28 protein-coding genes, 1 tRNA gene and 2 pseudogenes are annotated in these 26,816 nt (G+C 61.3%); 17 read left to right on the plus strand and 14 right to left on the minus strand.

Annotated elements, in window-relative coordinates; translation table 11 throughout:
• Window positions 1-4: 4 nt before the first annotated feature.
• A complete protein-coding gene (locus tag MESS4_RS28000) occupies window positions 5-1,171 on the minus strand; it encodes an ATP-grasp domain-containing protein (RefSeq protein ID WP_006338642.1) in 1,167 nt (388 codons plus the stop codon).
• A gap of 409 nt (window positions 1,172-1,580) precedes the next feature.
• Here MESS4_RS28000 and leuA point away from each other — a divergent pair, with 409 nt between their 5' ends.
• The 4 genes from leuA (at window position 1,581) to MESS4_RS28020 (ending at window position 6,984) form a co-directional block, all read left to right on the plus strand.
• On the plus strand, window positions 1,581-3,308 hold the full coding sequence (gene leuA / locus MESS4_RS28005) for a 2-isopropylmalate synthase (RefSeq protein ID WP_006338643.1): 1,728 nt from the start codon (window positions 1,581-1,583) through the stop codon (window positions 3,306-3,308).
• A gap of 185 nt (window positions 3,309-3,493) precedes the next feature.
• On the plus strand, window positions 3,494-5,272 hold the full coding sequence (locus tag MESS4_RS28010) for a tetratricopeptide repeat protein (protein WP_006338644.1): 1,779 nt from the start codon (window positions 3,494-3,496) through the stop codon (window positions 5,270-5,272).
• A gap of 120 nt (window positions 5,273-5,392) precedes the next feature.
• A complete protein-coding gene (locus tag MESS4_RS28015) occupies window positions 5,393-6,196 on the plus strand; it encodes an alpha/beta fold hydrolase (protein ID WP_006338645.1) in 804 nt (267 codons plus the stop codon).
• Window positions 6,197-6,360: 164 nt separating this feature from the next.
• Window positions 6,361-6,984, plus strand: coding sequence for a hypothetical protein (locus MESS4_RS28020; protein WP_006338646.1), 624 nt, complete (start codon window positions 6,361-6,363; stop codon window positions 6,982-6,984).
• Here MESS4_RS28020 and MESS4_RS28025 read toward each other — a convergent pair.
• Window positions 6,974-7,894: a metallophosphoesterase gene (locus MESS4_RS28025; protein ID WP_006338647.1), complete on the minus strand. Its 921-nt coding sequence runs from the start codon at window positions 7,892-7,894 to the stop codon at window positions 6,974-6,976. The two genes, MESS4_RS28020 and MESS4_RS28025, sit on opposite strands and share 11 nt — an antisense overlap.
• Before the next feature lie 53 nt (window positions 7,895-7,947).
• On the opposite strand from MESS4_RS28025, the gene MESS4_RS28030 reads away from it, so the two are divergent.
• Together MESS4_RS28030 and MESS4_RS28035 are read left to right on the plus strand one after the other, a co-directional pair.
• Window positions 7,948-8,448: an NUDIX domain-containing protein gene (locus MESS4_RS28030; protein WP_006338648.1), complete on the plus strand. Its 501-nt coding sequence runs from the start codon at window positions 7,948-7,950 to the stop codon at window positions 8,446-8,448.
• A 62-nt stretch (window positions 8,449-8,510) separates the two neighbouring features.
• The gene (locus MESS4_RS28035; RefSeq protein ID WP_006338649.1) at window positions 8,511-8,693 is read left to right on the plus strand and encodes a hypothetical protein; all 183 of its coding nucleotides are present in this window, start codon (window positions 8,511-8,513) and stop codon (window positions 8,691-8,693) included.
• 10 nt (window positions 8,694-8,703) lie between these two features.
• Here the strand turns inward: MESS4_RS28035 and MESS4_RS28040 are convergent, their stop codons facing one another.
• Complete coding sequence (locus MESS4_RS28040) at window positions 8,704-9,693, minus strand: glutathione S-transferase family protein (RefSeq protein WP_006338652.1); 990 nt, start codon at window positions 9,691-9,693, stop codon at window positions 8,704-8,706.
• Window positions 9,694-9,967: 274 nt separating this feature from the next.
• Here MESS4_RS28040 and MESS4_RS28045 point away from each other — a divergent pair, with 274 nt between their 5' ends.
• The 5 genes from MESS4_RS28045 (at window position 9,968) to MESS4_RS28065 (ending at window position 13,666) form a co-directional block, all read left to right on the plus strand.
• Entirely contained in the window at window positions 9,968-10,504 is a 537-nt protein-coding gene (locus tag MESS4_RS28045; RefSeq protein WP_006338655.1) for an N-acetyltransferase, read from the plus strand.
• 31 nt (window positions 10,505-10,535) lie between these two features.
• A complete protein-coding gene (locus tag MESS4_RS28050; RefSeq protein WP_006338657.1) occupies window positions 10,536-11,297 on the plus strand; it encodes a 3-hydroxyacyl-CoA dehydrogenase in 762 nt (253 codons plus the stop codon).
• A gap of 191 nt (window positions 11,298-11,488) precedes the next feature.
• Complete coding sequence (locus MESS4_RS28055) at window positions 11,489-12,229, plus strand: HugZ family protein (RefSeq protein ID WP_006338659.1); 741 nt, start codon at window positions 11,489-11,491, stop codon at window positions 12,227-12,229.
• Between the two features lie 239 nt (window positions 12,230-12,468).
• The gene (locus tag MESS4_RS28060) at window positions 12,469-12,807 is read left to right on the plus strand and encodes a metalloregulator ArsR/SmtB family transcription factor (RefSeq protein WP_006338661.1); all 339 of its coding nucleotides are present in this window, start codon (window positions 12,469-12,471) and stop codon (window positions 12,805-12,807) included.
• Window positions 12,808-12,862: 55 nt separating this feature from the next.
• Complete coding sequence (locus tag MESS4_RS28065) at window positions 12,863-13,666, plus strand: RNA methyltransferase (protein ID WP_006338662.1); 804 nt, start codon at window positions 12,863-12,865, stop codon at window positions 13,664-13,666.
• 31 nt (window positions 13,667-13,697) lie between these two features.
• On the opposite strand, the gene MESS4_RS28070 is transcribed toward MESS4_RS28065, so the two are convergent.
• Together MESS4_RS28070 and MESS4_RS28075 are read right to left on the minus strand one after the other, a co-directional pair.
• A complete protein-coding gene (locus tag MESS4_RS28070; RefSeq protein ID WP_006338663.1) occupies window positions 13,698-14,858 on the minus strand; it encodes a hypothetical protein in 1,161 nt (386 codons plus the stop codon).
• A gap of 145 nt (window positions 14,859-15,003) precedes the next feature.
• A complete protein-coding gene (locus MESS4_RS28075) occupies window positions 15,004-15,540 on the minus strand; it encodes an EipA family protein (protein ID WP_051070945.1) in 537 nt (178 codons plus the stop codon).
• Window positions 15,541-15,988: 448 nt separating this feature from the next.
• Here MESS4_RS28075 and MESS4_RS28080 point away from each other — a divergent pair, with 448 nt between their 5' ends.
• Window positions 15,989-16,618, plus strand: a complete 630-nt coding sequence (locus MESS4_RS28080) for a histidine phosphotransferase family protein (RefSeq protein WP_006338666.1) — start codon at window positions 15,989-15,991, stop codon at window positions 16,616-16,618.
• Window positions 16,619-16,911: 293 nt separating this feature from the next.
• The gene (locus tag MESS4_RS28085) at window positions 16,912-17,280 is read left to right on the plus strand and encodes a response regulator (protein ID WP_036242458.1); all 369 of its coding nucleotides are present in this window, start codon (window positions 16,912-16,914) and stop codon (window positions 17,278-17,280) included.
• Window positions 17,281-17,362: 82 nt separating this feature from the next.
• Here the strand turns inward: MESS4_RS28085 and ctrA are convergent, their stop codons facing one another.
• A complete protein-coding gene (gene ctrA / locus MESS4_RS28090) occupies window positions 17,363-18,058 on the minus strand; it encodes a cell cycle two-component system response regulator CtrA (RefSeq protein WP_006203583.1) in 696 nt (231 codons plus the stop codon).
• Between the two features lie 452 nt (window positions 18,059-18,510).
• Between ctrA and MESS4_RS28095 the strand changes: the two genes are divergently transcribed.
• Window positions 18,511-18,888, plus strand: coding sequence for a hypothetical protein (locus tag MESS4_RS28095; RefSeq protein WP_006338669.1), 378 nt, complete (start codon window positions 18,511-18,513; stop codon window positions 18,886-18,888).
• A gap of 83 nt (window positions 18,889-18,971) precedes the next feature.
• Here MESS4_RS28095 and MESS4_RS28100 read toward each other — a convergent pair whose 3' ends face one another.
• Window positions 18,972-19,370 carry a helix-turn-helix domain-containing protein gene (locus MESS4_RS28100; RefSeq protein ID WP_036242354.1) on the minus strand — a complete coding sequence of 133 codons (399 nt, stop codon included), beginning with the start codon at window positions 19,368-19,370 and terminating at the stop codon, window positions 18,972-18,974.
• 89 nt (window positions 19,371-19,459) lie between these two features.
• Between MESS4_RS28100 and MESS4_RS28105 the strand changes: the two genes are divergently transcribed.
• Window positions 19,460-20,386: an NADP-dependent oxidoreductase gene (locus MESS4_RS28105; protein WP_006338673.1), complete on the plus strand. Its 927-nt coding sequence runs from the start codon at window positions 19,460-19,462 to the stop codon at window positions 20,384-20,386.
• A 69-nt stretch (window positions 20,387-20,455) separates the two neighbouring features.
• On the opposite strand, the gene MESS4_RS28110 is transcribed toward MESS4_RS28105, so the two are convergent.
• The gene (locus tag MESS4_RS28110) at window positions 20,456-20,731 is read right to left on the minus strand and encodes a DUF1153 domain-containing protein (protein ID WP_006203587.1); all 276 of its coding nucleotides are present in this window, start codon (window positions 20,729-20,731) and stop codon (window positions 20,456-20,458) included.
• Between the two features lie 272 nt (window positions 20,732-21,003).
• Here MESS4_RS28110 and mnmA point away from each other — a divergent pair, with 272 nt between their 5' ends.
• Window positions 21,004-22,194 (plus strand): tRNA 2-thiouridine(34) synthase MnmA, encoded by a 1,191-nt coding sequence (gene mnmA, locus MESS4_RS28115; RefSeq protein WP_006338683.1) that lies wholly within the window; start codon window positions 21,004-21,006, stop codon window positions 22,192-22,194.
• 21 nt (window positions 22,195-22,215) lie between these two features.
• Here the strand turns inward: mnmA and MESS4_RS28120 are convergent, their stop codons facing one another.
• Entirely contained in the window at window positions 22,216-23,181 is a 966-nt protein-coding gene (locus MESS4_RS28120) for a Gfo/Idh/MocA family oxidoreductase (RefSeq protein ID WP_006338684.1), read from the minus strand.
• Between the two features lie 238 nt (window positions 23,182-23,419).
• Between MESS4_RS28120 and MESS4_RS28125 the strand changes: the two genes are divergently transcribed.
• Window positions 23,420-23,496, plus strand: a tRNA-Met gene (locus tag MESS4_RS28125).
• A gap of 304 nt (window positions 23,497-23,800) precedes the next feature.
• Here the strand turns inward: MESS4_RS28125 and MESS4_RS34150 are convergent.
• From MESS4_RS34150 to MESS4_RS28145, 5 genes and pseudogenes are all read right to left on the minus strand, one after another.
• Window positions 23,801-24,139 (minus strand): annotated as a pseudogene (locus MESS4_RS34150) (P-type conjugative transfer ATPase TrbB); the annotation flags it as partial.
• 162 nt (window positions 24,140-24,301) lie between these two features.
• Window positions 24,302-24,489, minus strand: a pseudogene (locus tag MESS4_RS34845) (hypothetical protein).
• 40 nt (window positions 24,490-24,529) lie between these two features.
• Window positions 24,530-24,847 carry a helix-turn-helix transcriptional regulator gene (locus MESS4_RS28135; RefSeq protein ID WP_006338687.1) on the minus strand — a complete coding sequence of 106 codons (318 nt, stop codon included), beginning with the start codon at window positions 24,845-24,847 and terminating at the stop codon, window positions 24,530-24,532.
• Window positions 24,844-25,137 (minus strand): type II toxin-antitoxin system RelE/ParE family toxin, encoded by a 294-nt coding sequence (locus MESS4_RS28140; protein WP_006338688.1) that lies wholly within the window; start codon window positions 25,135-25,137, stop codon window positions 24,844-24,846. Before MESS4_RS28140 ends, MESS4_RS28135 begins: the two co-directional genes overlap by 4 nt.
• Before the next feature lie 525 nt (window positions 25,138-25,662).
• Window positions 25,663-26,733, minus strand: a complete 1,071-nt coding sequence (locus MESS4_RS28145; RefSeq protein ID WP_006338691.1) for an NAD/NADP-dependent octopine/nopaline dehydrogenase family protein — start codon at window positions 26,731-26,733, stop codon at window positions 25,663-25,665.
• Between the last annotated feature and the right edge of the window lie 83 nt (window positions 26,734-26,816).

The raw sequence follows: 26,816 nt of genomic DNA on the forward strand, positions 1-26,816 counted from the left end.
CGCTTCACGCCCTTTCCGCGTGGATGTAGCCGACCGCCTGGCGCAGCGCTTGGGCGTCTTTGGAGCGCATCTGATAGGCGTAGTGTCCCATGGCGCGGCTGAAAACCTCTTCTATGGCCTGATGGTGGACGATCTTGTCGCCATGGGCGGCTAGCACGTCGGCATGGCTATGCAAATAGTGGAGGTGCCGCTTGCGGCTGGCATAGGCGGTGAAATACTTGCCCTTGTAGGGCCCGCCGGCGGCATCCCTGACCACCATCTCGGCCCACGCCGCATAGACGTCGACGTCGAACGTGTAGTTGATGGCGTCGGTCATCCAGGCGCCGGGTGGCCGCATGTTGACCTCCAGCGCGATGATACGATCGTCCTTGGTCTCGAACAGTTCGATGTGGAAGAAGCGCTCGCGCACGTCGAAGGCCCTGAGGATTTTTCTGCCGGCCTCCTCCACCGCCGGGCTGACCTCGGGAAAGCAGGTGTAGCTCATATGGCGGTCGCGGTTGACCACCTCCATGACGCTCTGGTCGTAGCGGTGGCTGGCCGCCAGCACCACCTCGCCGTCGCGGTTGACCAGCCCGTCGAAGGTCACCACCAGCCCCTCGATGAACTGCTCCATGACGAAGCTGACATCTTCCGGCTTGTCCTTGAAAAACTGGTCGAGTTCCCTCGTATTGGAAATCTTGAACGTGTTCGAGGCGCCGGAGCCGGAATCCGGCTTGACCACCACGGGATAGCCGACACGGCGGATGAAGGTCATGGCGCCGGCCCGGTCGGAGCATTTGCGCTGCGGGATGGTCTCGACGCCGCTCTTGCGGAAGAAAGCGCGCATGCGGCTCTTGCGCTTCAAATTCTTCACGAAATCGAGTTTGGTGCCAAAGATGTTGAAGTCGGTGCGGATGTTGGCTTCCAGTTCCAGCCAATGCTCGTTGAGTGACTCGAAACGGTCGATGCGGCCCCATTTGTGGATGAAATGGCCCATCGCCCGGAACACCGGCTCGTAGTCCTCCATGTCGGCGACGCGGTAATATTCCGACAGTGCCGTCTTCAGTTTTCCGTTCAGCGCTTCATAGGGCGCGTCGCCGATGCCGAGCACGGTGGCGCCGGCCTTCTTCAGCCGGTCGCAGAAGTCGGCGCCATTGGCCGGAAAATGCGGCGAGAAGAACACGAAATTCACTGACGACCTCCCCCGGCATTGTCGCCTCGTCGACAGCCAAGTCTGACGCATTTGCCGCGTGTGGGGAAGAGCGCCCAAGACAAGCAATGGTGCAGCCCCACTTGCCTCGCTTTGCCCGCTCCTGTATGAGAACCGCCATGAACACGCGCGTTCCCTTCGTTGCTTCCCGTCAGACCGGCTTTGCCGGCGAGACCGTGCGCGCGCTTGCTTCCACCCTGCTGCTTCTCGGCCTTATCGGCGATCGCCGGGTTCGCTGAAGGAGCGCCCGGCGGTCGAACCGCCGCTCACGCGCACGCTCCTTGGCCAGTCAAATTGGCAAGTCACATCAAGCGAACGAAACTTTGGTAAGGCGCCGCTCGCCACCGAATCCGCCTGAAGGCGGATCCGCGAGCCGCCGGGAGAAACGACGATGAACGCACGAGAAGACATCCGCGATGGCGGGGAGCCCATGGCAAAGGGCATGCCTGACGCTGCCCGCAAATATCAGCCCTATCCGACCGTTGGCCTCACCGACCGCACCTGGCCTTCTAAAATCATCGACAAAGCGCCGATCTGGTGCTCGGTCGACCTGCGCGACGGCAATCAGGCGCTGATCGACCCGATGGGCCACGAGCGCAAGGCGCGCATGTTCGGCCTGCTGCTCGACATGGGTTTCAAGGAGATCGAGATCGGCTTCCCGTCGGCTTCGCAGACCGATTTCGACTTCGCCCGCTGGTGCATCGAGGAAGGCAAAGTGCCCGCCGATGTCTCGCTGCAGGTGCTGGTGCAGTGCCGGCCGGAATTGATCACCCGCACCTTCGAGGCGCTGAGGGGTGCTACCAACCCGATCGTGCATTTCTACAACTCGACCAGCGAATTGCAGCGCCGCGTCGTCTTCGAGAAGGACGTCGCCGGCATCAAGCGGATCGCCACCGACGCGGCCAAGATGATCACCGATATGGCGGCCAGGGCCGGCGGCGGCTACCGGTTCGAATACTCGCCGGAGAGCTTCACCGGCACCGAACTCGACGTGGCGCTCGAAATCTGCAACGCCGTCACCGAGATCGTGAAGCCGACTGAGCAGAACAAGCTGATCATCAACCTGCCGTCCACGGTCGAGATGTCGACGCCCAACATCTATGCCGACCGCATCGAATGGATGTGCCGCAACCTCGACAACCGCGAAAACCTGCTCATTTCACTGCACCCGCACAATGATCGCGGCACCGGCATCGCCACCACTGAACTCGGCCTGATGGCAGGTGCTGATCGCGTCGAAGGCACGCTGTTCGGCAATGGCGAGCGCACCGGCAATGTCGACATCGTCACACTGGCGCTCAACATGTACACGCAAGGCGTCGATCCCGAGCTCGATTGCTCCGACATCAACCGGATGAAGGACGTCTACGAATATTCCAACCAGTTGAAGATCCCGGAGCGTCATCCTTATGTGGGTGAACTCGTCTACACGGCCTTTTCCGGCTCGCACCAGGATGCCATCAACAAGGGCATGAAGGCGTTGCGCAAGGCCAACACGCCGCATTGGGAAGTGCCTTATCTGCCGATCGATCCGGCCGATGTCGGCCGCAACTACGAGGCGATCATCCGCATCAATTCGCAGTCCGGCAAGGGCGGCATCGCCTATGTGCTGCAGGCGGACTACGGCCTCCATTTGCCGCGCAACCTGCAGATCGAGTTCAGCCAGGCAATCCAGGCCATCACCGATGCCGAAGGCAAGGAGGTGCCGGCCAAGCGCATCCACGAGCGTTTTCTCGACACGTATGTCGACCAGCCCGGCGCGCGGCTGAAATTCCTCGACCATAACACCTATCCGGATACGGAAACCAAGGGGCGGCGCGTGGTGGAGGCGGTCATCCTCGACAGCGGCAAGGAAGTGACGATATCAGGCACCGGCACCGGCCCGATCGACGGCTTCGTCGATGCGCTGTCGCGCCATATCGGCATCGAGATGTCGGTGCTCGACTATTCGGAGCATTCCATGCAGCGCGGCTCCAATGCCTCGGCCATCTCCTATGTCGAGATGGAACATCCCGGCGGCAAGCTGTTCGGCGCCGGCATCAACACCAACATCGTCGCCGCTTCGCTGGAAGCGGTGGTTTCCGCCGCCAACCGCATCATCGGCCGCAAGGCGGGCTGAAAAGCTCCCCGGCAAGAGCAAGATGAACCCGGACGGGATCATCTTGCTCCGATCCTTGGCACCATTAACCACCGGGGGATTATCCGGTGGGGTACGCGATCGCATAATGGATGCATGCTTGTATGGCAGTGCAAGCGCTATATGATCGCGCACATAACCTGTGCCGACTTCGGAAGGATCGACACTTGCAGCATGCCACGCCTGCCGCCCCCGCAGTGCGCGAGACGTTGGAGCGATTGCTAGCCAGCGAGACGTTCGGGCGATCCGAGCGCGCGCGTAAATTGCTTCGCTACCTGGTCGAGCGCGAGCAGGCAGGCGAAGCCGACAAGCTCAAGGGCTTTTCCATCGCGATGGATGTTTTCGGCAAGGACGGCGATTTCGATCCGTCGACCGATGCCGTGGTGCGGGTCCAGGCGGGCAGGCTGCGCGAGCTTCTGCAGCATTACTTCGCCAATGAGGGCATTGCCGAACCGATCCGCATCGCCATTCCGCGTGGCGGCTATGTCCCATCCTATGAACTCAACGCGATCCGCCTGCCGGTCGACCCCGAGCCGGCGGAATATATCGAGACGGCCGCCGAGTTGCCGGGACCGTTCGAAGGCGCCGGCATGGCCGCGCCTCCTGCATCGTTGATGTCCTCTGTCGTCCCCGAGCCGGGACATGCGCTGCGGCGCCATCTCCAGTTCTTCTGGGCGGCGATCGCTCTGGTCATCGTCATGCTGGGCGTGTTGATCCTTCGTCAGGGAAGCGGCGCATTGCTGGCCGGAGGCGATGCCGCATCGACGGTCGAGAGCGGAGTGGCGACCGGCAGCATCGCGCCATTGGCCCCGATCGAAGCCCTTCCGCTCGTCTACATTGCCGTGAAAGCCAACAGCGCCAAGGCGACGCGCGTCGCCGCGTCGCTGCGCGCCGGCCTCAGCAGCTTCGATACGGTCAACTTCATCGGTCGCGACGCCGACAGCCCACCCGATCCGGTCGCGGACGCAACCAGTTTCATATTCGATGTCTTGCCTGGACCGACGGCGGGCGATGTCACTGTCGAGTTGCAGAGCGTGGCGACCGGACGGGTCTTGCTGTCACGCAACCTTACTGCCGCCGACAGCACGCCCTCCGCCGTCGAGGACAGTGTCGCCGACATTTTGAGTTCGGCCGTTCCGGCCTCGGGCACGATCTACAACTATATCGAACAGAGCGGCATCCAAAACGGCCTGACGGAATGTCTGCGGCTCAACGACAAATACTATCTCGACCAGAGCGCCAAGACCCATGAGACTGCGTATCGCTGTCTCGAAAACCTGGCCAATCTGGATGCGAAGTCGTCGCTCGTCTATTCGGAACTTGCCTCCCTGCATCTCGAGGCGGTCACCGATCATTACGCCTATCCCCCCGGCGCAACAATCGAACAGGCGATGGCGCTTGCCCATCGCGCCGCGCAGATGGGGCCGACCAGTCCCTATGCCCATCGCGTCTATGGCTACCTCTACTCGCGCCTCGGCAATTCGGAGGAATCGATCCGCTGGATGCGCAAGGCCCATGAGCTCAACCCTTATGACCTCAGCATGGCGGCCGCCTATGGCTACGGACTGATCTTCGCCGGCAAGTACAGCCAAGGCACGCCAATTCTTGCTCACGCCGTCGAAATCTCCAGCGGTCATCCGACCTGGTGGGACTACGGGCTTTTCGTCGGCGCGTTCATGCTGGGCGACATGAACAGGGCCACGATCGCCAGCGATGCGCTGCGGCCGACGGCGGCGAAATCGCACTATCTGACCGCGCGGCTGATCGGTGCGAAGGCCGCCGGCCGCGATCAGCTGGCGCAAAAACTCGCCGACGAACTGACCGCCAAGTTCCCGAAATTCGCAGCCGATCCGCGCGCGACTTTCGTCGACAGACGGTATCCCGCCGATCTGACCGACCGGCTGGTCGAGGCCCTGCATGCCGCCGGGATCGGCAGCGGCAGCTAATCATTCCAAGCTGGCGCCTGATCGCGAAAATTTTACTGGCTATGGATCTAGACAAAGAGCAATCCAGCCACAATTTCAGATCCGTTCTCCCGCCCGTCTTGCAATACACCATAAAATTTCATGATTTCATCCCTTTACGCTGTCGAACGGGGCACCGGCCCGAAGACGATCGTCTTCCTGCATGGCTTCGGCGGTTGCCTCGATGACTGGCGCGAGGTGATTTCGACACTCGCACCAGGAGCACGCACGCTGGCCTATGATCTTCCGGGCCACGGACTGTCGCTCGATTTCTCCGAGGGCGGTACGGCCAAGACGGCGGCTCGCGCCATTCTTGCCGATCTCGCCGCGCGCAAAATCAGGAGAGTGCATCTCACCGGTCATTCGATGGGCGGTGCAGCAGCGGTGCTGATGGCATTGGCCGAACCCGAAAAGATAGCGTCGCTGACGCTTCTGGCCCCAGGCGGCTTTGGGACGGAGATCAACGGGCCGCTGTTGCGCCGCTACGCCGCTGCTGCCGACAGAAACGAAATTCGCGCTTGCCTCGCCGCCATGTCCGGACCGCAAAGCCCGCCCTCGGAGCGTATTGTGGATGTCCATGGCGAAATGCGTGCGCGTCCTAGCCAGTTGCAGAAACTGGTCGAGATCGCGGCCGCCATGACCAGGGATGATCGCCAAGGTGTCATCCCGCGCGAACGGCTCGAGACGCTGACCATGCCGGTGATGGTGGTTTGGGGGACCGACGACGCCGTGCTGCCCTTTACCCAGGCCGATGGCCTGCCGGCGCATTTCCACCTGCACCATGTGCTGGAGGCCGGCCATATGCTGGTCGAGGAAGCGCCCGGCGTGATCGCGGAGACCGTCCGCCACAACATGAAACGCCGCAGTAGCCCTCTTCGGCCAAAATTTGCCGCCGCGGCGAACTGATCCCTTCGCTGCAAAGACGTCGAGCTCTTGGACGCACCAGGTGACCTCCGGCACTCTGACGTTCTGTTTTGGCGTACTGCTCTCCTACTCGAAACTCGTCCAGCGTGCATTTTGCCGGCGATTATGTTAACTCGCTGTTAACCAACCCCGCGAGGCAAACGCCGATGAAGGACGCAGGCGAGAACATCACCCAGATCGATCAGTCGCGAAAATTGTCCGACGCCATTCGCGACGTGAAAAACGCCTTCGCCGACCGCGATGACGTTGTGGTCGACATGCGCGAGGCGCATCGCATGCGGCTCGAGTTGCTTGCCGCCGAACTCGCACCCGTCTTCGCCGACGTGCCGGCCGACATGGACAATTTCGACTTCGCCGTATCGTCCGGGCTGCAGCCGCGTCTGTGGATCGATGCCGTCAGCCACGTCGCCATGGGGCGCGACCGCCGCACCTACCGCTTTCTCAAGGACACGCGCATCGGCCGTGTGGTGCTCGCCGAATCGACCGACATGAAACCGGTTGCCGATCAGGTGACGCGCTACGTGGCGGAGCGCGTCGTAGAACGCCAGAGAATGCTGGAAGGTGGCGTCGAGCAGGCTATCGCCGGCCTGAAACGCGCTGTTGTGCCGGAGGCCGAGCCGCCGTTGCAGGCCGCCCCACGCCGCAAGGGCTGGTCGGCTTTCCTGTCCGGCCTAGGATTGATCGCCGCGGGCGCCCTGGTCGGGCTGGTTGTCTCGGTCGTATTGTTCTGGGACCGCATCGTTGCGATGGGTTGGGGCTTTAAGCCATAGCTTCGGCGTTCGCGCCAAGTTCCAGCGTCTCCAGGTCGGATGGCGCTATGGCCGGCCCGGTCAGGCCGCGCCGTGTCAGCTTGATGCGCCAATTGCCCTTTTCGCCGTCGATATCGAGCAGATTATACTGTGCTGCCGGGCGCCTGCCGCCGGGCGACTGCCCCGCGGCGGCAACGCCGACCACGGGAATCCTGCGACCTCGCCCGCCGATGAAGAACAGCGACGGCTCATGCGAATGGCCGTGCAGGATGAGTTCGGCTCCATGCCCACGAACGACCTTGCTGAAGCGGGCAATGCCGAACAGCCGCTTGGGCTGCGACACCGCGCCGCGCACCGGCGGGTGGTGGATCATGATCACCCGAAACAGCCCGCGCTTGGCGGCCGCATCGAGCACACCGCGCAGCCTTTCGGCCTGACCTTCCAGAAAGAAGCCGTTGGCCATGAACGGGGCCGTGGCGCGCGCCGTCGTCACACCGATCAGCGCAATGTCGCCGCGCACGCGCAGATAGGGAAAGGCGTTGCGGTCGACCGGCGTATTGACGCCGTCGCCGGTCATCCACGCCGCCCATGACCGGCAGGCCTTGTCGAAGGCGCCCGGCACATAGGCGTCGTGGTTGCCGGGTACGACCGACACGTCATGCGGCGAACCCAGCGTCTCCAGCCAATGCTTGGCCATCTCGATTTCGCCGTCGAGCGCCAGATTGACCAGATCACCGGTGACGGCGATGTGATCCGCCCCGCTGGCTTTCATGTCGGTGACGATCGTGTCGAGGACAGCATCGCGCATGTGGCGGCGGCGGTTGCGCTGCCAGTTGACGTAGCCGACCACGCGCTTGGAGGCGAGATCGCGATAGGTTACATCGGGGAGCGGTCCCAGATGGATATCGGAAATATGCGCGAGCCTGAACATCCTTCCTTCATAAGCGACACGCGCCCCGCTTTCCACCCACGGTTTCGTGGCTGATGACGCAGCCCGATCCGCAACAAGCCTTTCGCCAGGCCGGCTGGCCCGGTCTCAGAGCAAGGCTGTTTCATCTCTATTTCGTGCTGCGGCGGCCAATGACGCTGGGCGTGCGCGGCCTGGTCCACGACCGCGCCTCCAATTCCGTCTTTCTCATTCGCCACACCTATGTCCCGGGCTGGCAGCTTCCGGGTGGTGGGGTCGAGGTCGGCGAGACGCTGGTTGAAGCGCTCGCGCGCGAACTCGCCGAGGAGGGCAATATTGCGCTCAGCGCGCCGCCGCTGCTGAAGTCGATGCATTTCAACCGCCGGGCCAGCCGCCGCGATCACGTCGGCCTGTACCTGATCGAGGGGTTCAGCCAGACCGCGCCGAAGCTGCCGGACCACGAGATCGCCGAAGCCGGTTTCTTTCCGCTCGACCGCTTGCCGGAAGGCACGACACCGGCGACTTTGCGACGCATCGCAGAGATTTTTGGGGGTCAACCGGCATTACCCTATTGGTAGGCTTGCTTTGGTTGTTTGAAAAATTCCAAGCTATCGCTCAGGCACTATACGGGGGCGATACCATGGATGTCGGACAAGCAAGATCGGTGAACGTCTGGCCCTATGTCGGGCTTTATAGTCTTATGATGATAGGCCTGACCGTCGTGTTCATGGGCATATCGGTCATATTCCCTTCACTACCGGACAGCTTCCTGAAAGCGGAGCTTGCCAGACAGGCCCGTATCAACACCGAAATCTTCCGCTAGATCGCCGACCTCACGCCGCCTTCCTGAACCGCGCGCGATCATGCGGCGCGGCGTAGTCGAGCTCCGGTCCGACAGGCACGATGCGCGTCGGATTGATGGTTTCATGGCTGCGGTAATAGTGCGCCTTGATGTGGTGCAGGTTCACCGTCCCCGAGACGCCGGGCACCTGATAAAGATCGCGCAAATAGTTCGACAGGTTCGGATAGTCGGCGATACGGCGCAAATTGCACTTGAAATGGCCGACATAGACCGGATCGAAGCGGACCAACGTGGTGAACAGCCGCCAGTCGGCCTCGGTGATGCGGTTGCCGACGAGATAGCGCTGTCGCGACAGCCGGTCCTCCAGCACGTCGAGCGCCGAGAATAGGTCGCCAAACGCCTCCTCATAGGCTGCTTGCGTGGTGGCGAAGCCGGCACGGTAGACGCCGTTGTTGACGGAGGGATAGACCAGCGCATTGACCCTGTCGATCTCACCGCCCAGCGCCTGCGGATAGAAATCGAGGCTTGCATCGCCCCATGCGTCGAAGGCGGAGTTGAGCATCCGGATGATCTCGGAGGATTCGTTGGAGACGATGGTCTGCTCCCTCTTGTCCCACAGCACCGGCACCGTCACCCGACCGGAATAGGCGGGATCGGCTTTGGCATAGACCTGGTGCAGGAAATCGAGGCCGTAAAGCGTATCGCCGGTGGCACCGTCCTCGGCCAGGAACGTCCAGCCATTGGCGCCCATGAAGTGGTGGACGACCGAGACGGAAATCACGTCCTTGAGCCTCTTCAGCGCGCGAAAGATCAGCGTCCGGTGCGCCCACGGACAGGCAAGCGAGACGTAGAGATGGTAGCGGCCGGGCTCGGCCTTGAAGCCGCGCGTGCGGCCCTCGGCCGGCGCGCCGTCGCGAGTGACCCAATCACGCCATTGCGACTGCACCCGCACGAACCTGCCGCCGCTGTCCGCGGGGTCGTGCCAGCGATCATGCCACCTGCCTTCGACCAGCAATCCCATACGAAATCTCCTTGCGTCCTCATCAACCATTTTAGGCGCAAGGCGGCGGCACCGAAGTCGTCATGTGCTGAACAGACCGTCACTTGGCCGAAACGGCGGACGAAAACGGCCGATTGCAGCGGCTGAAAATTGATGCTAGCGGACAATCCGCATGTTCGACTTTGCTTTGATCCGGTTCGACCGACGACGAAAGGGCGCCCGCGCTTGATGAAGCGCTGACTGGCGAACGCTGCCGTTTGCAGCAAACCTTTCCCCGTACCGGAACGCAAAGACCATGAGCCTTGCCGACGTAAGATACCTGCCGGAAACTCCGGCCCATGACTCCGAAATCGAAGCCATCAACGACGAGGTCTTCGGGCCCGGCCGTTTCGTGCTGGCCGCCTACAAGATCCGCGAGGGTGGCCCGCACGAGCGCTCCCTGTCCTTCGTCGCCGTCGATGGCGATACCGTAATTGCCTCGGTGCGCATGACGCGCATAGCTGCCGGCGCCGGCCGTGCGCTGATGCTCGGTCCGCTTGCGGTGCGCCCGGCCTTCAAGAATCTCGGCATCGGCCGCCGGCTGGTGGCGATCGCGTTGGAGGCCGCCGCCAAGGCCGGCATGTCAGCCGTGATGCTTGTCGGGGACGAGCCCTATTACGGCCCGCTCGGTTTCAAGAGAATCCCGCGCGGGCAGATCTCCATGCCGCGTCCGGTCGATCTCGACCGGCTTTTGGCGCACGAGATCGTGCCGGGCGCGGTGGCAAGGCTGGCGGGAGAGGTCTGCCACGCCGATCAGGCGAAGATTGCCGAGCCCATCGCCGTGGTGGCATGACCATGACGCGCATTAGGTGGGGGACACCGAGATGAATCCGAACGGCCAGATTGCGATCGTCACCGGAGGTGGATCCGGCCTTGGCGAGGCGACCGCGCGCGCCCTGGCTGCAAAGGGCGCCAGCGTTGCCATCCTCGATCTCGGCATCGAGCGGGCGGCAAAGGTGGCGGCCGACATCGGCGGCATCGCCATCCAATGCGACGTGAGCAGCGCCGACAGCGGTGCCGCTGCCGTGATGGAAGTGGCGGGAAAGCTTGGCGAACCGCGCATCCTGGTCAACTGCGCCGGCATCGCCATCGGCATCAAGACGATCGGCAAGGACGGTCCGCATCCGCTCGACCAGTACCGCAAGGTGATCGAGGTCAATTTGATCGGCACCTTCAACATGATCCGCCTCGTCGCCAACCGGGTCGCCAAACTCGAGCCGTTGCAAGGCGGCGAGCGCGGCGTCATCGTCAACACGGCATCGGTCGCCGCCTACGACGGTCAGATCGGCCAGGCAGCCTATTCCGCTTCCAAGGGTGGTGTCGTCGGCATGACGCTGCCCGTGGCGCGCGACCTTGCCCGCTCAGGCATCCGCGTTTGCACCATCGCGCCCGGCATCTTCAAGACGCCGATGATGGCCGGCATGCCGCAGGAGGTGCAGGATTCTCTGGGCGCCGCGGTGCCCTTCCCGTCCCGCCTGGGCGAGCCGTCCGAATATGCGGCACTTGCGCTGCACATCGTCGAAAACCAGATGCTGAACGGCGAGACTATCCGCCTCGACGGCGCCATCCGCATGGCCCCGAAATAGCCAAGGCATTTTGCGGCCAAGTGGCATCACTTGCTCTCGCACAAATGCGGCTAAAACAAACAGATAGAGCGGGATGCCCCGTTCAATCCAACTGCATCCCGCTCTATTGCCAAATCGGGCTCGTCGTCTGATAGGTGGATGATCAAAATCAACTTACCAGAGTGATCATTTTGGAAGATCGAAGCAAGGACATGATCCGCGAGACGGACGCCGAGGCGATCAGGCTGGCCAAGACGCTGATGCGCAGCGCCCGTTTCGGCGCGCTTGCAGCGATCGAGCCCGGAACCGGTTCGCCTCTGGCCAGCAGGGTGGGCGCGGCGACCGATACCGACGGCACGCCACTGATCCTCGTGTCGATGCTGTCCGCCCATACCGGCGCGATCCTGGCCGATCCGCGCTGTTCTCTGCTCGTGGGCGAACCCGGCAAGGGCGATCCGCTGGCGCACCCGCGAATCACCCTGGTTTGCCGGGCGGTGCGGCTCGAGCGCGGATCAGGCGCACATGCCCGCGCCGAACGGCGCTATCTCAACCGCAATCCCAAGGCAAAACTCTATGCCGGGCTTGGTGACTTCTCGATCTTCCGCCTCGAGCCCGAGCGTGCCAGCCTGAATGGCGGCTTCGGCAAGGCCTATTTGCTCGACCGCGCCGACCTTGTCACCACCACACCGATCGTCGAGGAACTCGCCGCCGTCGAACAATCCGCCCTTGACCATATGAATGCCGACCATCGCGATGCAATTGCCATCTATGCCAGACATTTTGCCAAGGCCGCGGACGACGATTGGGTCGTCACCGGCTTCGATGCCGACGGCATGGATCTGGCATCGGGCGACGATATTTGCCGGATACTCTTTCCCGAGCCATTGCAGGCCGCGCGGGAGCTGCGGCCTGTCCTTGTCGACATGGCAAGAACCGGCCGGGCGGCAGGCTGAACGACATGCATAAAAACAAAGACCTAGAGCGCGTCGCACGAATCCGTTCAGACGCGACGCGCTTTAGACACAGCTCCACAGTTAATCGCGTCGGATCGAAAGCAAGTCTTGAGATTTGGAAGAAATGTTCTACCTTTCCCGCTAGCGTTGAATCGCCAGCGCACATCAATGAGTGAGTCTATGGAATCAGACGCTATTGCCCCCGTAGTGTCTGATGAGCAGGAAAGCATGGGGGATCGATGGTCTCGACAAAGCTAATCGCCAACGCCGAATCGGCGGCCATTTTTCTGACGCTGATGGGCAACGAGAAACGGCTCTTGATCATGAGCTATCTTGCCGACGGTGAAATGTCGGTCGGCGCCATTGCCGAGAAGGTCCAACTCAGCCAATCCGCCCTGTCGCAGCATCTGGCCAAATTGCGGGCGCTCGATCTCGTCGAGACCCGCCGCGACCGGCAGATGATCTACTATTCCTGCAAATCAGAGGCCGTGCGCGAACTTCTCACCATGCTGGACGGGATTTTCGGCGAAGGCGAGCTGTCGCAGATGGCCAATCGCCTGCGCCGCGCCGGGACTTGACCGGAAAGTCCAATCGTTCCTACGTCGCTGATGTTTTTCGTTCGCCGAGGAATGCATGGACCCTATCCGTATCGATGACCCGCAGGACCCGCGCGTCGCCGCCTATCTCGACATACGCGAGCGCGATCTTGCTGGCCGGCAAGGCCGTTTCGTTGCCGAAGGCAAGGTCGTGCTGGACATGCTGCTCTCAACCGGGCGCTTTGCTGCCGAATCGGTGCTGGTGCTCGAAAACCGGCTGGCCGGCCTCGACGAAATCCTGCGCAGGGCGCCCGTGGACCTGCCGGTCTACGTCACGGCCGGCGAGATCATGGACAGGATTGCCGGCTTCCACATGCATCGCGGCATATTGGCGATCGGCCGCAAGGGCGTGGCACAACCTGCGGAAGCCCTGCTTGGCGCCCTGCCCGCCCACGCCCTGATCGTCGTGCTGGTCGGCATCGCCAATCATGACAATATGGGCTCCGTCTTTCGCAACGCCGCCGCCTTCGGCGCCGATGCCGTGTTTCTGGACGCGACCTGCTGCGATCCGTTGTACCGCAAGGCGATCCGCGTCTCGGTCGGCGCGGCGCTGAAAGTGCCCTTTGCCTCCTTCACCGATGCCGTCGGCTTCATTGCGACGCTCGACCGGCAAGGCTTCGACCAGTTGGCCCTGTCGCCGCGCGGGCAAACCGAAATTCGTGACGCGAAAAGGACGGAGCGGCTGGCGCTCTATCTCGGCACCGAGGGCGAAGGCCTGCCCGAAAACCTGCTTGCCCGCCTGCGAACACTGCGGATCGGCATGGCCGAGGGGTTCGACAGCCTGAACGTCGCCGCGGCGTCAGCCATCGCACTGCATCGTTTTTCCGCAGGCAGGAGATGAGCTGCAGAAGACGGCCTTCATCGTCCGGGTTTCAATTCGTCAAAGCGGCCTTCTGCAACGCCCGCACACGGTCGGCAAGGCTGCGTTCGCCGCTTGCCGGCTGCTTGGGTGCCGCAAGCACCTTGGCGATCGGCGACTCCGGCCCGTCGAGCTGCGCCGTCAGGGCGACGACCTGCGCCGCCAGGTCGCTCATCTGCTCGCGCAATGCCGCACTGGCGTTGCGCGCATCGTTCCCACCCTCTGATCTGGCGGTTTCGTAGGCGGCAAGGTCGGTCTTCAGCCGCTTGTTCTCGCGGGCCAGCGCCGTCAGCCTGGCTTCCAGCCGCTCCCGGTCGACATCGAGCTTGGCGATCGCCTTTTCGATCTCGTCACCCTTGGTGGCCGCACCGACGGGATCGCCTGCCCCGCTGACAAGCCGCACCGAGGACGTGTTGCCTTCGCCTTTCGACTTTTCGCGAAGCCGCGCGATTTCCTTTTCGCGGCGCTCAAGCTTGTCCTCGCGATCGGCAAGCGTGGCGAGCAGGCGCTCGACCTTTTTGTCCAGTTCGCCGGTTCTTTTCTTCTCGGCTTTCAACGCGTCGCGCGCGGCTTTGCTCTCGGCCACGATCTCCTGTTGGCGCCTGTCGGCTTCCTTGCGCTGACCGCGCAGCAGCGAAATGTCGCTGGCCAGCTTCTGCAGCTCCGATTCGCGCGCCACCAGCTCGATCTGGCGGTTGCTGGAGGAAAAACTGGCGTCATCATACATGTGCTCCAGCTTTTCCAGCTCGAGCGCGCGCTTTTCCAGCACACGCTCGGTTTGGGCAAGCCGACCTGTCAGAACCTGCAACTGGTCTTCGCGCTGCCGAACTTCCTCGCTCTTGGCTTCAAGCTCCAAAAGGGCCTGCTTCTTGTCCTTCCGCTCGATTTCCAGCCCCTTCAGCGCCTCGCGGCCACGGCCGATCTCGACAAGCTGTTCGGCCGATTTCTCGCGCAACGACTTCACGCTCATTTCGAGCCGGCGCGTCGACATGGCGAACTCGGCGCGGACGCGGTCCTTGTCCGCCCGGATCTCAGCCAGCGTCAACGGCATCGAACCCTCGACTCGTTTGCGCGTCAGCGCCACGGCCCTTCGCCAGATCGCCGGGGCAATCATCAGCGCCAGAAAGCCGGCGCAGAGAAAACCGAGGACAAAGAACAGGATCGACTGAACCAAGGTGACTATCCGTTATGGATGGCAAACAATCGCAGGGAATTGTGCCACGTTCGCATGACGGAATTCCAGTGCTGCGGCAAGGATCTGCCGCGGCACTGTTCGGATCGCGGACCCAAGGTCCGATCGAGATGATGCAAATGCCTGCTCAGAACGGATTCCAGGTTGCCCGCTGGGTAAGCTTGAGGTAACCGAGATTGACGCCGAGCCGGGCGCCAACGCCGGTACGGATCGGCACCAGCAGCACATTGTTGTTCTTCATGACGTTGAAGCCGACGCCGGCCACGATATAGGCCGAGCCGGCAACGCCGCCGAAACGATTGTAGAGGCTGTTCACATCATCAAGGTTATAGACCAGCATCATCACCCGCGAGCCCTCGCCGCCGAAATCCCAGCCAAGCGACGGGCCCTGCCAGAACACTTTGTGATCGCCGGCATTCTTGGTGTAGAGCGTGCCTTCGCCATAGGTCAGGCCGCCGATCAGCGCGCCGGACCCCTCCTCGCCGAGCAGATAGCCGTTGGGCAAGCCGTAGGAGGCGAAGATCTTCTCGACGACGGTGGCGAGTCCGCCCGATGTCGCTCCAAAGAATTTGTGACCGGAATCAACAATCTCCTGAGCGGTGTATTCCTGGGCCCGCGAAGCCGAGGGTGAAAGAACGACAAGGCCCATGAGAGCGATCGTCATTGCGAGGACACGGAAAAAGTTCCGGTCTGAGATGACACGGACAAGGGTCCGGTCGGGGATGACACGGAAAAAAGTCCGGTCGTAGAATCGGGAAAACATGCTTCCAATCTCCGTCAGGGAGCACTTTCGCCGACGCCTCGCATCCGTGCGGCTCTTCGGCGGCCGTTAAGGATGACTGTTACGGACAAACTATGCCGTAATTCTTTTTCAACCATTAAGCTTTCACATGAAGATGGCGGTTCGAAGGCTGGTTTCGGCCTGGTTTGGCTCGCCCGCGCATCCACTTGCGTGAACGCACCATTTTCTATCACGACAATTCTGGATTTGTTGATGCGCGCACAAGCGCTGTGTATTCAGAATGCCTTGGAGCGAGCGTGATTCGTGTGGACAGGCGTGATTGTCGATCGCCCGGCCATTGGTTGTGAAATTTTGCAGGGACTTTTCGCTGATGGCCGAGCTTTTTACCCTTTCCGCACCCGATCTCGCGGCGCTTTTGTGCAGCCGGGTCTGCCACGACATCATTTCGCCGGTCGGCGCCATAAACAACGGGCTTGAGCTGCTCGATGAAGGCGGCGCCGACGAGGACGCCATGAAACTGATCCGCCAGAGCGCCAGAAATGCTTCGGCCCGCCTGCAATTCGCCCGTATCGCCTTCGGCGCGGCTGGTTCCGCCGGCATGATGATCGACACCGGGGACGCGGAAGCCGTTGCCATCGCTTTCCTCAAGAACGAAAAGCCGGAACTGGTCTGGAACGGAAACCGCGAACTGTTGCCCAAGAACAAGGTCAAGCTGCTGCTCAATCTCATTCTCGTCGCCAACGCCGCCATCCCGCGTGGCGGCAAGCTTGTGGTCACGCTTCAAAACCTTGACGCCGAGCCGCGCTTTGCCCTGGCCGCGAGCGGCCCGATGCTGCGCGTGCCGCCGAAGTTCCTCGAACTCCATTCCGGCCACCGGCCCGAGGAGCCGATCGACGCGCATTCGGTGCAGCCCTATTACACGCTGCTCCTGGCGCGCGAAGCCAACATGACGATATCGATCCACGCAACCGCGGAAGAAATCGTGCTTTCGGCAGCCTGAAAGCCTGAAACTTCCTGCAGCGCTGCACAGCGCTTCGGACGCATGATCCTCTCCCAAACCTGTGATTGGGGCCATTCGCCAGCCGGCAAGCACAGATAAAGAACTTTTCCAACAATACCTAGTGCCGTCGCGGCAAAATTTGCCGATCTGACAAAGTCGAAGTATCGACGAAGAAGAACATGTAAATAGCGCCTTTACAAAAATTTTACCCAATGGCTTTTCGGCTTCTTTACCGGATTGAGCCTATGGTGCCTTTCAGCCCCCGCGACGCCGCCGGCAAAGAAGGCCCGGAAATGAAACGCTGCATGTTCATCGACGATTCGAGCGTCATCAGGAAGGTTGCAAAGCGCATCCTGGGTGGCCCCGACATGCTGGTCATCGAAGCCGCCAGCGGGTTTGAAGCGGTCGAGATGTGTGCAGCCGATATGCCGGATATCATCATCGTCGATGGCGCCTTGCCGGATATGCAGGCGGCGGACGTCATCCGCCGCGTGCGCGCCATGGCAAGCCCGGTACAGCCCCAGATCCTGATTTCGCTGGTTGAGGTCGAGGTCGCGTCGATCATGAAGGCAAAGCGCGCCGGCGCTCAAGGCTATCTGCTGAAGCCGTTCAATCGCCCGCAACTGCTCGAATGCTTCCGCAACTTGAAAATCGCCGCCTGACGCCGGTTCACGAGCAGCTGTTCAAAAAGCAAAAACCCGGCAGAAGCCGGGCTTTTGTGGGAAAACCAATCGAAAGGGCGTTTCAGGCGCTGACGCGGATATCCTCGGGTTCGCGCAGCACATAGCCGCGGCCCCAGACCGTCTCGATGTAATTCTGGCCGCCGGAAGCGGCGTCGAGCTTCTTGCGCAGCTTGCAGATGAAGACGTCGATGATCTTCAGTTCCGGTTCGTCCATGCCGCCGTAAAGGTGGTTGAGGAACATCTCCTTCGTCAGCGTCGTGCCCTTGCGCAGCGAGAGCAACTCCAGCATCTGGTATTCCTTGCCGGTCAGATGCACGCGCTGGCCGCCGACCTCGACGGTCTTGGCGTCAAGGTTGACCACCAGGTCGCCGGTGGTGATGACCGACTGGGCATGGCCCTTGGAACGTCGCACGATGGCGTGAATGCGGGCAACCAGCTCATCCTTGTGAAACGGCTTGGTCATGTAATCGTCGGCGCCGAAGCCGAGACCGCGCACCTTGTCCTCGATGCCGGCCATGCCGGAGAGGATCAGGATCGGCGTCTTCACCTTGGAAAGACGAAGTGTCCTCAAGACTTCATATCCCGACATATCGGGAAGATTGAGGTCGAGAAGGATGATGTCGTAGTCGTAGAGCTTGCCTAGATCGACACCTTCTTCGCCAAGATCGGTCGTATAGACATTGAAACTTTCCGATTTCAGCATCAGCTCGATGCTTTGTGCGGTTGCACTGTCATCTTCTATCAGCAGAACACGCATTTCATTCCCCTTTTCTGCTGCCGGACCATTTCATGACCCGTCCAGGACCGGAGCAGTGATTGCCTAGAGCAGAGGCTGCCATCGAATGGTTAACAAAACCTAATTCCGTGCTGATGACGGTATCAGATTTTTTAACCCCTTTCTACACCTTGTTGAATCTAATGATGAATCACAGAACCAAACCGCTAATGCAACACATTAATAAGCCAGACTAAGTGACTCCAGGGACTCGCTGGCCACGCTTCCCAGCCGAGAACCGGAATTTTTACCCGGCCTTAAGTCCTGAGCCGTATGATTAACAATGCCCGTAAACGAATGGTTACCGACGGCAAAAAACTTTAGGGGTTTGTTTCCCATAGTTCCGGGAAAGCCGGTGGAAACGGGTGAAGCCTCGGCTTGCCGGAGCGGATTGGACGATATGTGCAGGTGTGCGTTTCCAGGAGTACCGAATCATGAAGTCACGTGAAAACCTCGTTCGACTGAAGCAGTTTCAGGTGAACGAGAAGCGGCGGCAGCTGCTGCAACTCGACATGATGATCGCCGAATTCGAGCGCATGGCTGTCGAACTGGAACTTCAGATCACCGCCGAGGAAAAGAAGGCTGGCATCACCGACATCAACCATTTTGCCTATCCGACCTTCGCCAAGGCGGCGCGCTTGCGTCGCGACAATCTCAGAAATTCGCAAAGCGACCTCGCTCAGCAGCGAGGCATCGCCGAATCACTGCTCGGCGAAGCCGAGGCGGAGCTTTCCAAGGCGGAAATGCTCGAATCGCGCGACACCAAGATCCGCGACGCCGAGACCGGCACCCGCAGCGCCATGATCGGCTGAAAACAGGGCCTCAGGCCCAATCGGCACGCGGCAATCAGGGCTTCGACCATGGAAAGCCACCACTCGCCAAACGGGCGCCAGTTTCAGCCCACCAAATCCCTTTCCTGTCCCGCGACCGCGCGCGCGCGGGCATCCTTGATGTCGGGGGCATGCTGCTCCGACCAGGCCCTGATCTGGCTGAGCAGCCCCGCCAGGTTCTGACCGAGTTCTGTCAGTTCATATTCGACCCGCGGCGGGATGACCGGAAAGATCTCACGCCGCACCAGACCGTCGCGTTCGAGGACGCGCAGCGTCTGCGTCAGCATTTTCGGCGTGATGCCTTCGAGTTTGCGCGCCAGCTCGCCGTTGCGTAGCCGTTCGCGGCGCAAGGCGCAAACCACCAGATAGACCCATTTGCTGGCGAGCATTTCGAGCACGGTGTGCGACGGGCACGTCCGGCGGAACGCGTCATAACCGAAAGGGGATCTGTCTTCGCTATCCATGAGGTGCCTAGATATCAGGAAGGTACATACTAGACAACGGAATATTACTATCCAAATGATAGCGGCACACCAACCAGCAGGAGACTCCCATGCGTGCCGTTGTCCAGAATTCCGTCGGCGGACCTGATGTCCTCGTCATCGCAAATCGACCCGACCCGATACCTCAGGCAGGCGAAGTGCTTGTTCGCATCAAGGCAGCAGGCATCAATCCGGTCGATGGCGCCGTGCGCGGCGGCCATTATCCGCTGCTCGGCGAGCCGCCCTTCATTCTGGGCTGGGATTTTTCGGGAACCGTGGAGGCACTAGGCTCGGGCACGACTGGCCTGAAGATTGGCGACGCCGTGTTCGGCATGCCGCGTTTTCCCAAGCAGGCGGCGGCCTATGCTGAACTGGCCGCCGTACCGGCGGACGAGATTGCACCGAAGCCGGAAGGCATCGATCACGTCCACGCAGCGGCGCTGCCGCTGGCCGGCCTGACGGCCTGGCAAGGCCTTGTCCGCCATGGCGGGCTCAAACAGGGCCAGCGCGTGCTGATCCATGCCGCGGCCGGCGGCGTTGGGCATCTGGCACTTCAGATCGCCAAGGCGCGCGGCGCCTATGTCATCGCCACCGCCAGTCCGCAAAAGCTCGATTTCGTCCGCTCGCTCGGCGCCGATGAGGTTGTCGACTACACCAAGGGCGATTTCGTCGACAGCATCGGCAACATCGATCTCGTCCTGGAAACGGTCGGTGGCGACCATGCGCAGCGCTCGCTGAAGGTGCTCAAGCCCGGCGGCGTGCTGGTGTCGCTGCTCAATGTCGGCGACGCTGCCAAGGAGGAGGCCAAGACACGAGGTATCCGGGTCGAACGCATGTCTGTCGTGCCCGACCGCGACGGCCTTGTCGAGCTTGCCAGACTGGTCGACGCGAAAGAGCTTGCCATTCACGTGGCGAAAGCCTTTCCGCTTGAACAGGCTGGCGCCGCGCATGCCTTTCTTGGCACCAGGCCAATCGGCAAAGTGGTGCTTACGGCCTGATACGGGAGAATCGTTCCGGCAAAACAAAAGGGCGCGAATTGCCGCGCCTTCCATAGTCCTGGAATCAGTTCAATGGCGGTATTGCTGGATGCGCGTCGTGCGCAGCCCGGCAAGGCCGTATTCATCGATCGATGCCTGCCAGGACAGGAATTCCTCGGTGGTCAGCTTGTAGCGCTGGCACGCTTCTTCGAGGCTCAACAGCCCGCCGCGCACCGCGGCGACCACTTCCGCCTTGCGCCGGATAACCCAGCGACGTGTGTTCGTCGGCGGCAGATCGGCGATCGTAAGAGGGCTGCCGTCAGGCCCGATAACATATTTGACTCGCGGTCTAACTAGATCGGTCATCGTACTCTCTACTAAAAACTCAAAGACCCAATCCCCACCACATTACCACCACAGCTTTAAAAATTGCCTAAGCGAACCCTAATAGCTAGGTAAGGATCATGAACGCCGCGTTAGTGTTTTCGTCGGCATTTGAAACATCCGCCGGCAAGCGCGGAATTTGATCGAAAAAATCGGCGCCGCCGCAAAGCTGGCGCACCCGCAGTGCTTGACCTATATTCCGGCCATTGGCATTCAAGCCCCGTCAATCGGGCGCCGCGCAGAACGAAAGAACCATGAACAGCCTCGACCTTCCCGAAAGCCCGCAAAACACCCGCATCGTGGTCGCCATGTCGGGGGGCGTCGATTCGTCTGTTGTCGCCGGTCTTTTGAAGCGTGAAGGCTATGATGTCGTCGGCGTCACGCTCCAGCTCTACGACCATGGCGCGGCCACGCACCGGGCCGGCTCATGCTGCGCCGGTCAGGATATCGACGATGCCCGCCGCGTTTCCGAGACGCTCGGCATTCCGCATTATGTGCTCAACTACGAGGAGCGCTTTCGCAAGGCGGTGATCGACCCGTTCGCCGAGAGCTATGTGGCCGGCGAAACGCCGATCCCTTGCGTCTCCTGCAACCAGACGGTGAAGTTTGCCGACCTTCTGGCGACCGCGCTGGAGCTCGGCGCCGACGCGCTGGCCACCGGCCACTACATCCGTTCTAGCGCCAACGGCGCCCATCGCGCTCTCTACCGGCCGGTCGACGCGGATCGTGATCAGAGCTATTTCCTGTTCGCCACCACGCAGGCACAGATCGACTATCTGCGCTTTCCGCTCGGCGGCCTGTCGAAGCCGCAGGTTCGCGCCATTGCCGAGGAAATGGGGCTGGCGGTCGCCGCCAAGCAGGACAGCCAGGACATCTGCTTCGTGCCGCAGGGCAAATATTCCGACATCATCGCCAAGCTTAAGCCGGCCGCGGCCAATTCGGGCGACATCGTCCACATAGACGGCCGCGTGCTCGGCCGCCATGAAGGCATTTTGCGCTATACGATCGGCCAGCGCCGCGGCATCGGCATCGCTTCGGGCGAGCCGCTCTACGTCGTCCATCTCGATGCCGATCGCGCCCGCGTCGTCGTTGGTCCGCGCGAGGCGCTTGAGACGCACAAGATCTACCTGCGCAACATGAACTGGCTGGGCGACGGGCCGCTGTCCGACATTCCGGCGGCCGGGCTCGAGCTGTTTGCCAAGGTCCGCTCGACGCGTCCGCCGCGCCCGGCCGTGCTGCACCACCGGGCCGGCGGCACCTTTGTCGAGCTGGTCGACGGTGAGTCCGGCATCGCGCCTGGTCAGGCCTGCGTGCTCTATTCCGACGACGGCAACGAGGCCCGCGTGTTCGGCGGTGGCTTCATCGAGCGTTCCGAGCGCGGCGCCGAGGCCGAGGCGATGCTGAACCGGCTTGCGGCCCGGCCGGCGCAGGTTCCCGCCGAATAGGGCAGCGACAGCACTTTTCTCTCAGGAAGGCGATCCGGAATGGGCGACCGTACCGGCGGTCAGGATGCGCAGCACCCGGATGGCTTCCTCGCCGCTGGTGCGGGGTTCGGCCCGCGTCTCGATGCACTGGATGAAATGTTCCAGCTCACGCGTCAGCGGCATGCCCTCGCCGACCGCCACATAGGACGGCTCGTTGGCGGTGAAGGCCCATTGCCCGCTGTCTTGCCACACCGCGTGGCGGTAGACGGCGAGCTTGCGCTCCCACGGTTCGACATCGTCGAACACCGCCATCGCCTTGGTGCCGACCACGGTCAGCCGCCGCTCGCGGTAGGGATTGAGCCGCGAGGCGAAGAGATGGCTGCGCAAGCCGTTGGGAAAGCGCATGTGCAGATGCGCGAAGTCGCTGAGCTTGTCGAGCAGGGCGGCTCCCTCGCCGCGCACCTCGACGGGCTCCGAGCCGGTGATCGCCAGGATCATCGACAGATCGTGCGGCGCAAGATCCCACAGCGCGTCGTTTTCGGTATGGAACTTGCCGAGCCCGAGCCGATGCGAGTGGATGTAGCGCACCTCGCCAAGCTCGCCATTATCGATCAGCGCCTTCAGCGTTTCGAAAGCGGGATGAAAACGCAGCACATGGCCAACCATGAAGACGCGGCCATTGTCGGCCGCCGCCTTCACCGAGCGCTCGGCATCGGCCACCGTCAGCGCGATCGGCTTTTCCACCAGCACATCCTTGCCGCCCTTGACGGCACGCACCGCCATGTCGGCGTGGAACTGCGGCGGCAGCGCCATGACGATGGCGTCGACATCTTTGCGGCCAAACAGCGCCTCGGGCTCGATCGCCAGGCAATCCTGCTCGCTGGCGAACCCCTCGGCACGGGCAGGATTGACGTCCGAAACCGCGTGCAGCGCGCCGAGCGCCTTGAGGGTGCGGATGTGGTTGCTGCCCCAGTATCCGCAACCGAGGACTGCAATGCGCGGTTTCATCAATTTCAGACCATGACTTTCGTGGCCGAGACATAGCGACGTGCCTCATCGAACTCAACCCCGGTAGCTCTGCTCAAATGTCTGCCCGGCAAAGCATTTCGGCGACGCCGATATGTCGGCATGCCGGCTGCATCGATGCTTGACAGGCTTGGTGTCCCAACCTTATATCCGCGCGACCTTGGCGAACGCCTCGACATGCCTTTCGATTTAAGGCGGATTTCGGGCCTTTCGCCGCCCTGGCGGGGTAGCTCAGTTGGTTAGAGCACGGGAATCATAATCCTGGGGTCGGGGGTTCAAGTCCCTCTCCCGCTACCACCTTACCCCCCACTGCTTTGACGCCGTTGGGGAAGGCATTCTCGCCCAGGAGTGCGGTTAGACGCCCGGCGATTTCAACTTCGATTCCGCCGATCTTCAATGGATCTCGAAACACAGTGACGGTTTCGATCAAGTCCCGCATCGCCTCTGCGGATTCGGCATCGCCTGCCACAATGCCTTTTGCAAGTCCCGCTTGCAGTTGATTTAGTTGTTCCTCGTAGCGTGCCAGCACCGCAGGATGCAGCGCGATCACAGTGGCCGCCGCGGGCACTTGGTCCAGTTCGGCCACAATGCCCTTGCGCTCGAAGGCGGGCGCCGCGACGACGGGAGGAAGAAGCCCCTCGAACCGCTCGCCCGTCTCGGGCAGCTCGGCCGAGACGCGTGGGGCGCCGGCATGGACTTCGGCACAGACATGATGAGCGACGAGGCGAACGATGCGCTCGCCGTCCGCCGCCGACAGACGCTCTCCTGTGTCGGATACGCCCTCCGACAGGCGATCGATCCACAAACGTCCATCGGGGGTGAGCATCACTTCGACGATGCCCGCGTCGTCGAGATAGCTCGCGATCGCAGGCCCGAGCGCCGTGCGCAACATGCGTGCGCCGCGCGCCAGACCTTCTGAATTGCAAGGCGAAGCTGCCATCCTGTCCCCCGTTTCGATCCGGGGGAACATGGGCGGCCCCTGGACGGGGATGATTAAGAGAGCCGTATCTCGAGTGGATTCAACACCTATGTCGAGGCGTAGTGGCGTAGCGTGCAAATACAGGAGATTGGCGGTGCCGACGTAAACGGCGCAAGGCGACGATTATTTGTTCTGCTTCAGGTACTGGCTTAGAGAGCCGACGCCGGCGCGCTGCAACACCGTCGATAGCTTCGCGTCGCTGCGATCCCAGCTGCGAAATTGTCGCCGTAGGTCTGACGAAGGGTGTCCACCTTCGTGTTCCCGTGCTTTTCGCTAATCCTACCGTCCTGGTCGCGGTGGCGCCCATCCAACCTGGAAAGTCAATTGTCCGCTCGTCGGCAAAGCCGCTGATCAAGCGGCCTCAGCACGAGTTGACCGTCGAGGCTTGTGACGAACCACCACGTCGACCTTGTAGTCGAGCCGGTCCAGACAGCGAACCAGCCTGTCTATTGAAAACTTACCCGTGCGCCCGGTGGCGATCGCGGAGACGTCGGGCTGTTTCATTCCGAGCAGTTCAGCCGACTTCGCCTGGGTCAGGCGCCGGCGCTTGATAATGGCGCGGATCTCGCGGGCCAGCTTGGCCTTGAGCAATTCCTCTTCGGGATTGTCAAAGCCGAGGTCCGCAAACACGTTGCCGCTGCTCACTTCGGCGGTGATGTCTTCTGTCATGACTTTGTTCCTTTCCCATAATTTTCGCGGTAGTGCGCCTCGGCCGCCTTCAATCGCGCCGTAACGAGATCGATTTCGTGCTTAGGTGTCTCCCTGCCCTTCTTCGACTTCTTCTGGAAGCAATGAAGCACGTAGATCACCCCGGCAAAGCGCACCGCATAGACGGCCCGGTAGGTATCTCCGTCGAAGTCGTCGACCACCTCGAGGATGCTGCGGCCCCCAAAGCCTTTCAGGGCTTTGACAGCCGGGTGCTCCTCACCATTCTGGGCGTCGTTGATTGCGACACCCATCAACCGGCGAACATCGACCGGAAACTTCGCGCAGGTCGCCCTTCGACGACCCCATCCATACTGCGAGCTTTTGGTTTTTCATTCTGCCTTGCCTTATAGCATACAGACTATAATTTTCAACGAAAAATCCTGACACCGCCTAGCCACTGAAAAATAACTGATTCGGGTCAAACGGCTGTTTTTTCCAAGTGATCATAGAAGCTCATGAAGGCGTGATCCCTCATGTAATCACGGATCTTAAATTGCGGATTTCGCGCCAGATCCGTCCCGTTGTTGCCGCAGCGATGACTCAACGTGGTTCCCGTGCAAGCGACCCAACCCTGCGGCTGTCTTGTTCTCTTCTGCTAAACTCGACAGGTTGGCAAAGCGTGATCTATGAAAACATATCATTCCAGCGCTCAGATATGTTTTTACATATCGAGGCTTGCAAAATCTCAAGGCGCTCGCCGAGGAGACCGCCATGTCTTGCTCGCCGGCGGCTTATCGGGTGTATTGGCCCGTGCTGCAATCCACCGTGAAGAGCTGTTAAAATCCCTTACGACAAAGGTTTTCGAGATCCGCTTTTGCCATTCCCTCGATGCCGAGCGCAGGAAGAATATCATTATCTCCCTTGAGATCGCGACCATAAGCTGCCGACAATATGGAAATTCCAGATTCATGGAGAACCGCTGGATTTCCGCTGATCTTCCCCAAAAATACGGTCGGCAGCAGTCCGAACGGAACATCCTCAAGAATATAGCGGCTTTCGATAGTTGTCGGGCCAAAGCCGCCACGGCCTTGGCGATCCATCTCCTGGTTCATTTTCGAAACAGTGCTCATGGGGACATGGAACGACAATGAAAAATGCTCTTCGACGGTGCGCACGGCAATTCCAAAAAAGGCGGCGATCGCCAATCGTTCGGCGTCCAGAGCCTCGATAAAGCGTCCGACGGCCGGCGTGACGTTCCCAGCCTGGCTCCACTGCTCTCCCTTCTCCATGCGTGTGAGATTAAGAAGAACGATTCCCAGATGGTTCTGCGGATTGAGGTTGCTGAGCGCGATAGCAAGCAAGCCGTCGCGCTTGACGAAACGATCGCCGAACAAGGCCGTGCAAAGCTCTAACCCTTGGTCCAGCGCATTAAAAGGCAGCGTCGCGACATCAAGCTTTTGGCGAATGGTGGCAACATCGATTTCAGTCGGTCCGCTCTGGCGGCCGGTCACGAGCGTTGTACCCCAGACGACGATCGGCAGGCTGACCTTGCGCTCCGCCAGCTGCTTGGAGAGGTACAGCGCCCCGAAGGAACTGTGCGAACTGATGATGACCGGCACACCCTCGCTCAGATAGGGAGTGGCAGCATCCATCACCATCTTGTGGCCGTTAGCCGGCAGCGCGATTACTACGACGTCTGCATTGGCAACGGCATCTTTGCAATCCTTGGCGATGCGCACCGGCACCCTTGCCTCGATAGCCCCCGTGGCCTTCAGCAATTCGCCGGCAGCTAACTTCTTGGTGCGCTCTCCCGACGGCGACCAAAGCATAGGGTCGTGTCCCGCTTCCGCCAAATAGGCGGCAAGGCCGTAAGCAATCGCTCCGGCGCCTAGAATACTCACCCGCATGGTAATGCTCCTGTTGCAGTCATTGGGGATCCAAGGCTGTCGCGGCCCTCAACCCATGCCGAACTTGCAGCCGCGTCGTTGAC

Origin of the sequence: Mesorhizobium sp. STM 4661, assembly GCF_000359125.1 — a bacterium.
Taxonomy (GTDB): Bacteria; Pseudomonadota; Alphaproteobacteria; order Rhizobiales; family Rhizobiaceae; genus Mesorhizobium.

Coding starts and splice junctions, on each gene's coding strand:
- leuA (WP_006338643.1), top strand. CDS start 1,581: ATGAACGCACGAGAAGACATCCGCGATGGCGGGGAGCCCATGGCAAAG.
- MESS4_RS28015 (WP_006338645.1), top strand. CDS start 5,393: ATGATTTCATCCCTTTACGCTGTCGAACGGGGCACCGGCCCGAAGACG.
- MESS4_RS28020 (WP_006338646.1), top strand. CDS start 6,361: ATGAAGGACGCAGGCGAGAACATCACCCAGATCGATCAGTCGCGAAAA.
- MESS4_RS28025 (WP_006338647.1), bottom strand. CDS start 7,894: ATGTTCAGGCTCGCGCATATTTCCGATATCCATCTGGGACCGCTCCCC.
- MESS4_RS28030 (WP_006338648.1), top strand. CDS start 7,948: ATGACGCAGCCCGATCCGCAACAAGCCTTTCGCCAGGCCGGCTGGCCC.
- MESS4_RS28035 (WP_006338649.1), top strand. CDS start 8,511: ATGGATGTCGGACAAGCAAGATCGGTGAACGTCTGGCCCTATGTCGGG.
- MESS4_RS28040 (WP_006338652.1), bottom strand. CDS start 9,693: ATGGGATTGCTGGTCGAAGGCAGGTGGCATGATCGCTGGCACGACCCC.
- MESS4_RS28045 (WP_006338655.1), top strand. CDS start 9,968: ATGAGCCTTGCCGACGTAAGATACCTGCCGGAAACTCCGGCCCATGAC.
- MESS4_RS28050 (WP_006338657.1), top strand. CDS start 10,536: ATGAATCCGAACGGCCAGATTGCGATCGTCACCGGAGGTGGATCCGGC.
- MESS4_RS28055 (WP_006338659.1), top strand. CDS start 11,489: ATGATCCGCGAGACGGACGCCGAGGCGATCAGGCTGGCCAAGACGCTG.
- MESS4_RS28060 (WP_006338661.1), top strand. CDS start 12,469: ATGGTCTCGACAAAGCTAATCGCCAACGCCGAATCGGCGGCCATTTTT.
- MESS4_RS28065 (WP_006338662.1), top strand. CDS start 12,863: ATGGACCCTATCCGTATCGATGACCCGCAGGACCCGCGCGTCGCCGCC.
- MESS4_RS28075 (WP_051070945.1), bottom strand. CDS start 15,540: ATGACGATCGCTCTCATGGGCCTTGTCGTTCTTTCACCCTCGGCTTCG.
- MESS4_RS28080 (WP_006338666.1), top strand. CDS start 15,989: ATGGCCGAGCTTTTTACCCTTTCCGCACCCGATCTCGCGGCGCTTTTG.
- MESS4_RS28085 (WP_036242458.1), top strand. CDS start 16,912: ATGAAACGCTGCATGTTCATCGACGATTCGAGCGTCATCAGGAAGGTT.
- ctrA (WP_006203583.1), bottom strand. CDS start 18,058: ATGCGTGTTCTGCTGATAGAAGATGACAGTGCAACCGCACAAAGCATC.
- MESS4_RS28095 (WP_006338669.1), top strand. CDS start 18,511: ATGAAGTCACGTGAAAACCTCGTTCGACTGAAGCAGTTTCAGGTGAAC.
- MESS4_RS28100 (WP_036242354.1), bottom strand. CDS start 19,370: ATGGATAGCGAAGACAGATCCCCTTTCGGTTATGACGCGTTCCGCCGG.
- MESS4_RS28105 (WP_006338673.1), top strand. CDS start 19,460: ATGCGTGCCGTTGTCCAGAATTCCGTCGGCGGACCTGATGTCCTCGTC.
- MESS4_RS28110 (WP_006203587.1), bottom strand. CDS start 20,731: ATGACCGATCTAGTTAGACCGCGAGTCAAATATGTTATCGGGCCTGAC.
- mnmA (WP_006338683.1), top strand. CDS start 21,004: ATGAACAGCCTCGACCTTCCCGAAAGCCCGCAAAACACCCGCATCGTG.
- MESS4_RS28120 (WP_006338684.1), bottom strand. CDS start 23,181: ATGAAACCGCGCATTGCAGTCCTCGGTTGCGGATACTGGGGCAGCAAC.
- MESS4_RS28135 (WP_006338687.1), bottom strand. CDS start 24,847: ATGACAGAAGACATCACCGCCGAAGTGAGCAGCGGCAACGTGTTTGCG.
- MESS4_RS28140 (WP_006338688.1), bottom strand. CDS start 25,137: ATGGGTGTCGCAATCAACGACGCCCAGAATGGTGAGGAGCACCCGGCT.
- MESS4_RS28145 (WP_006338691.1), bottom strand. CDS start 26,733: ATGCGGGTGAGTATTCTAGGCGCCGGAGCGATTGCTTACGGCCTTGCC.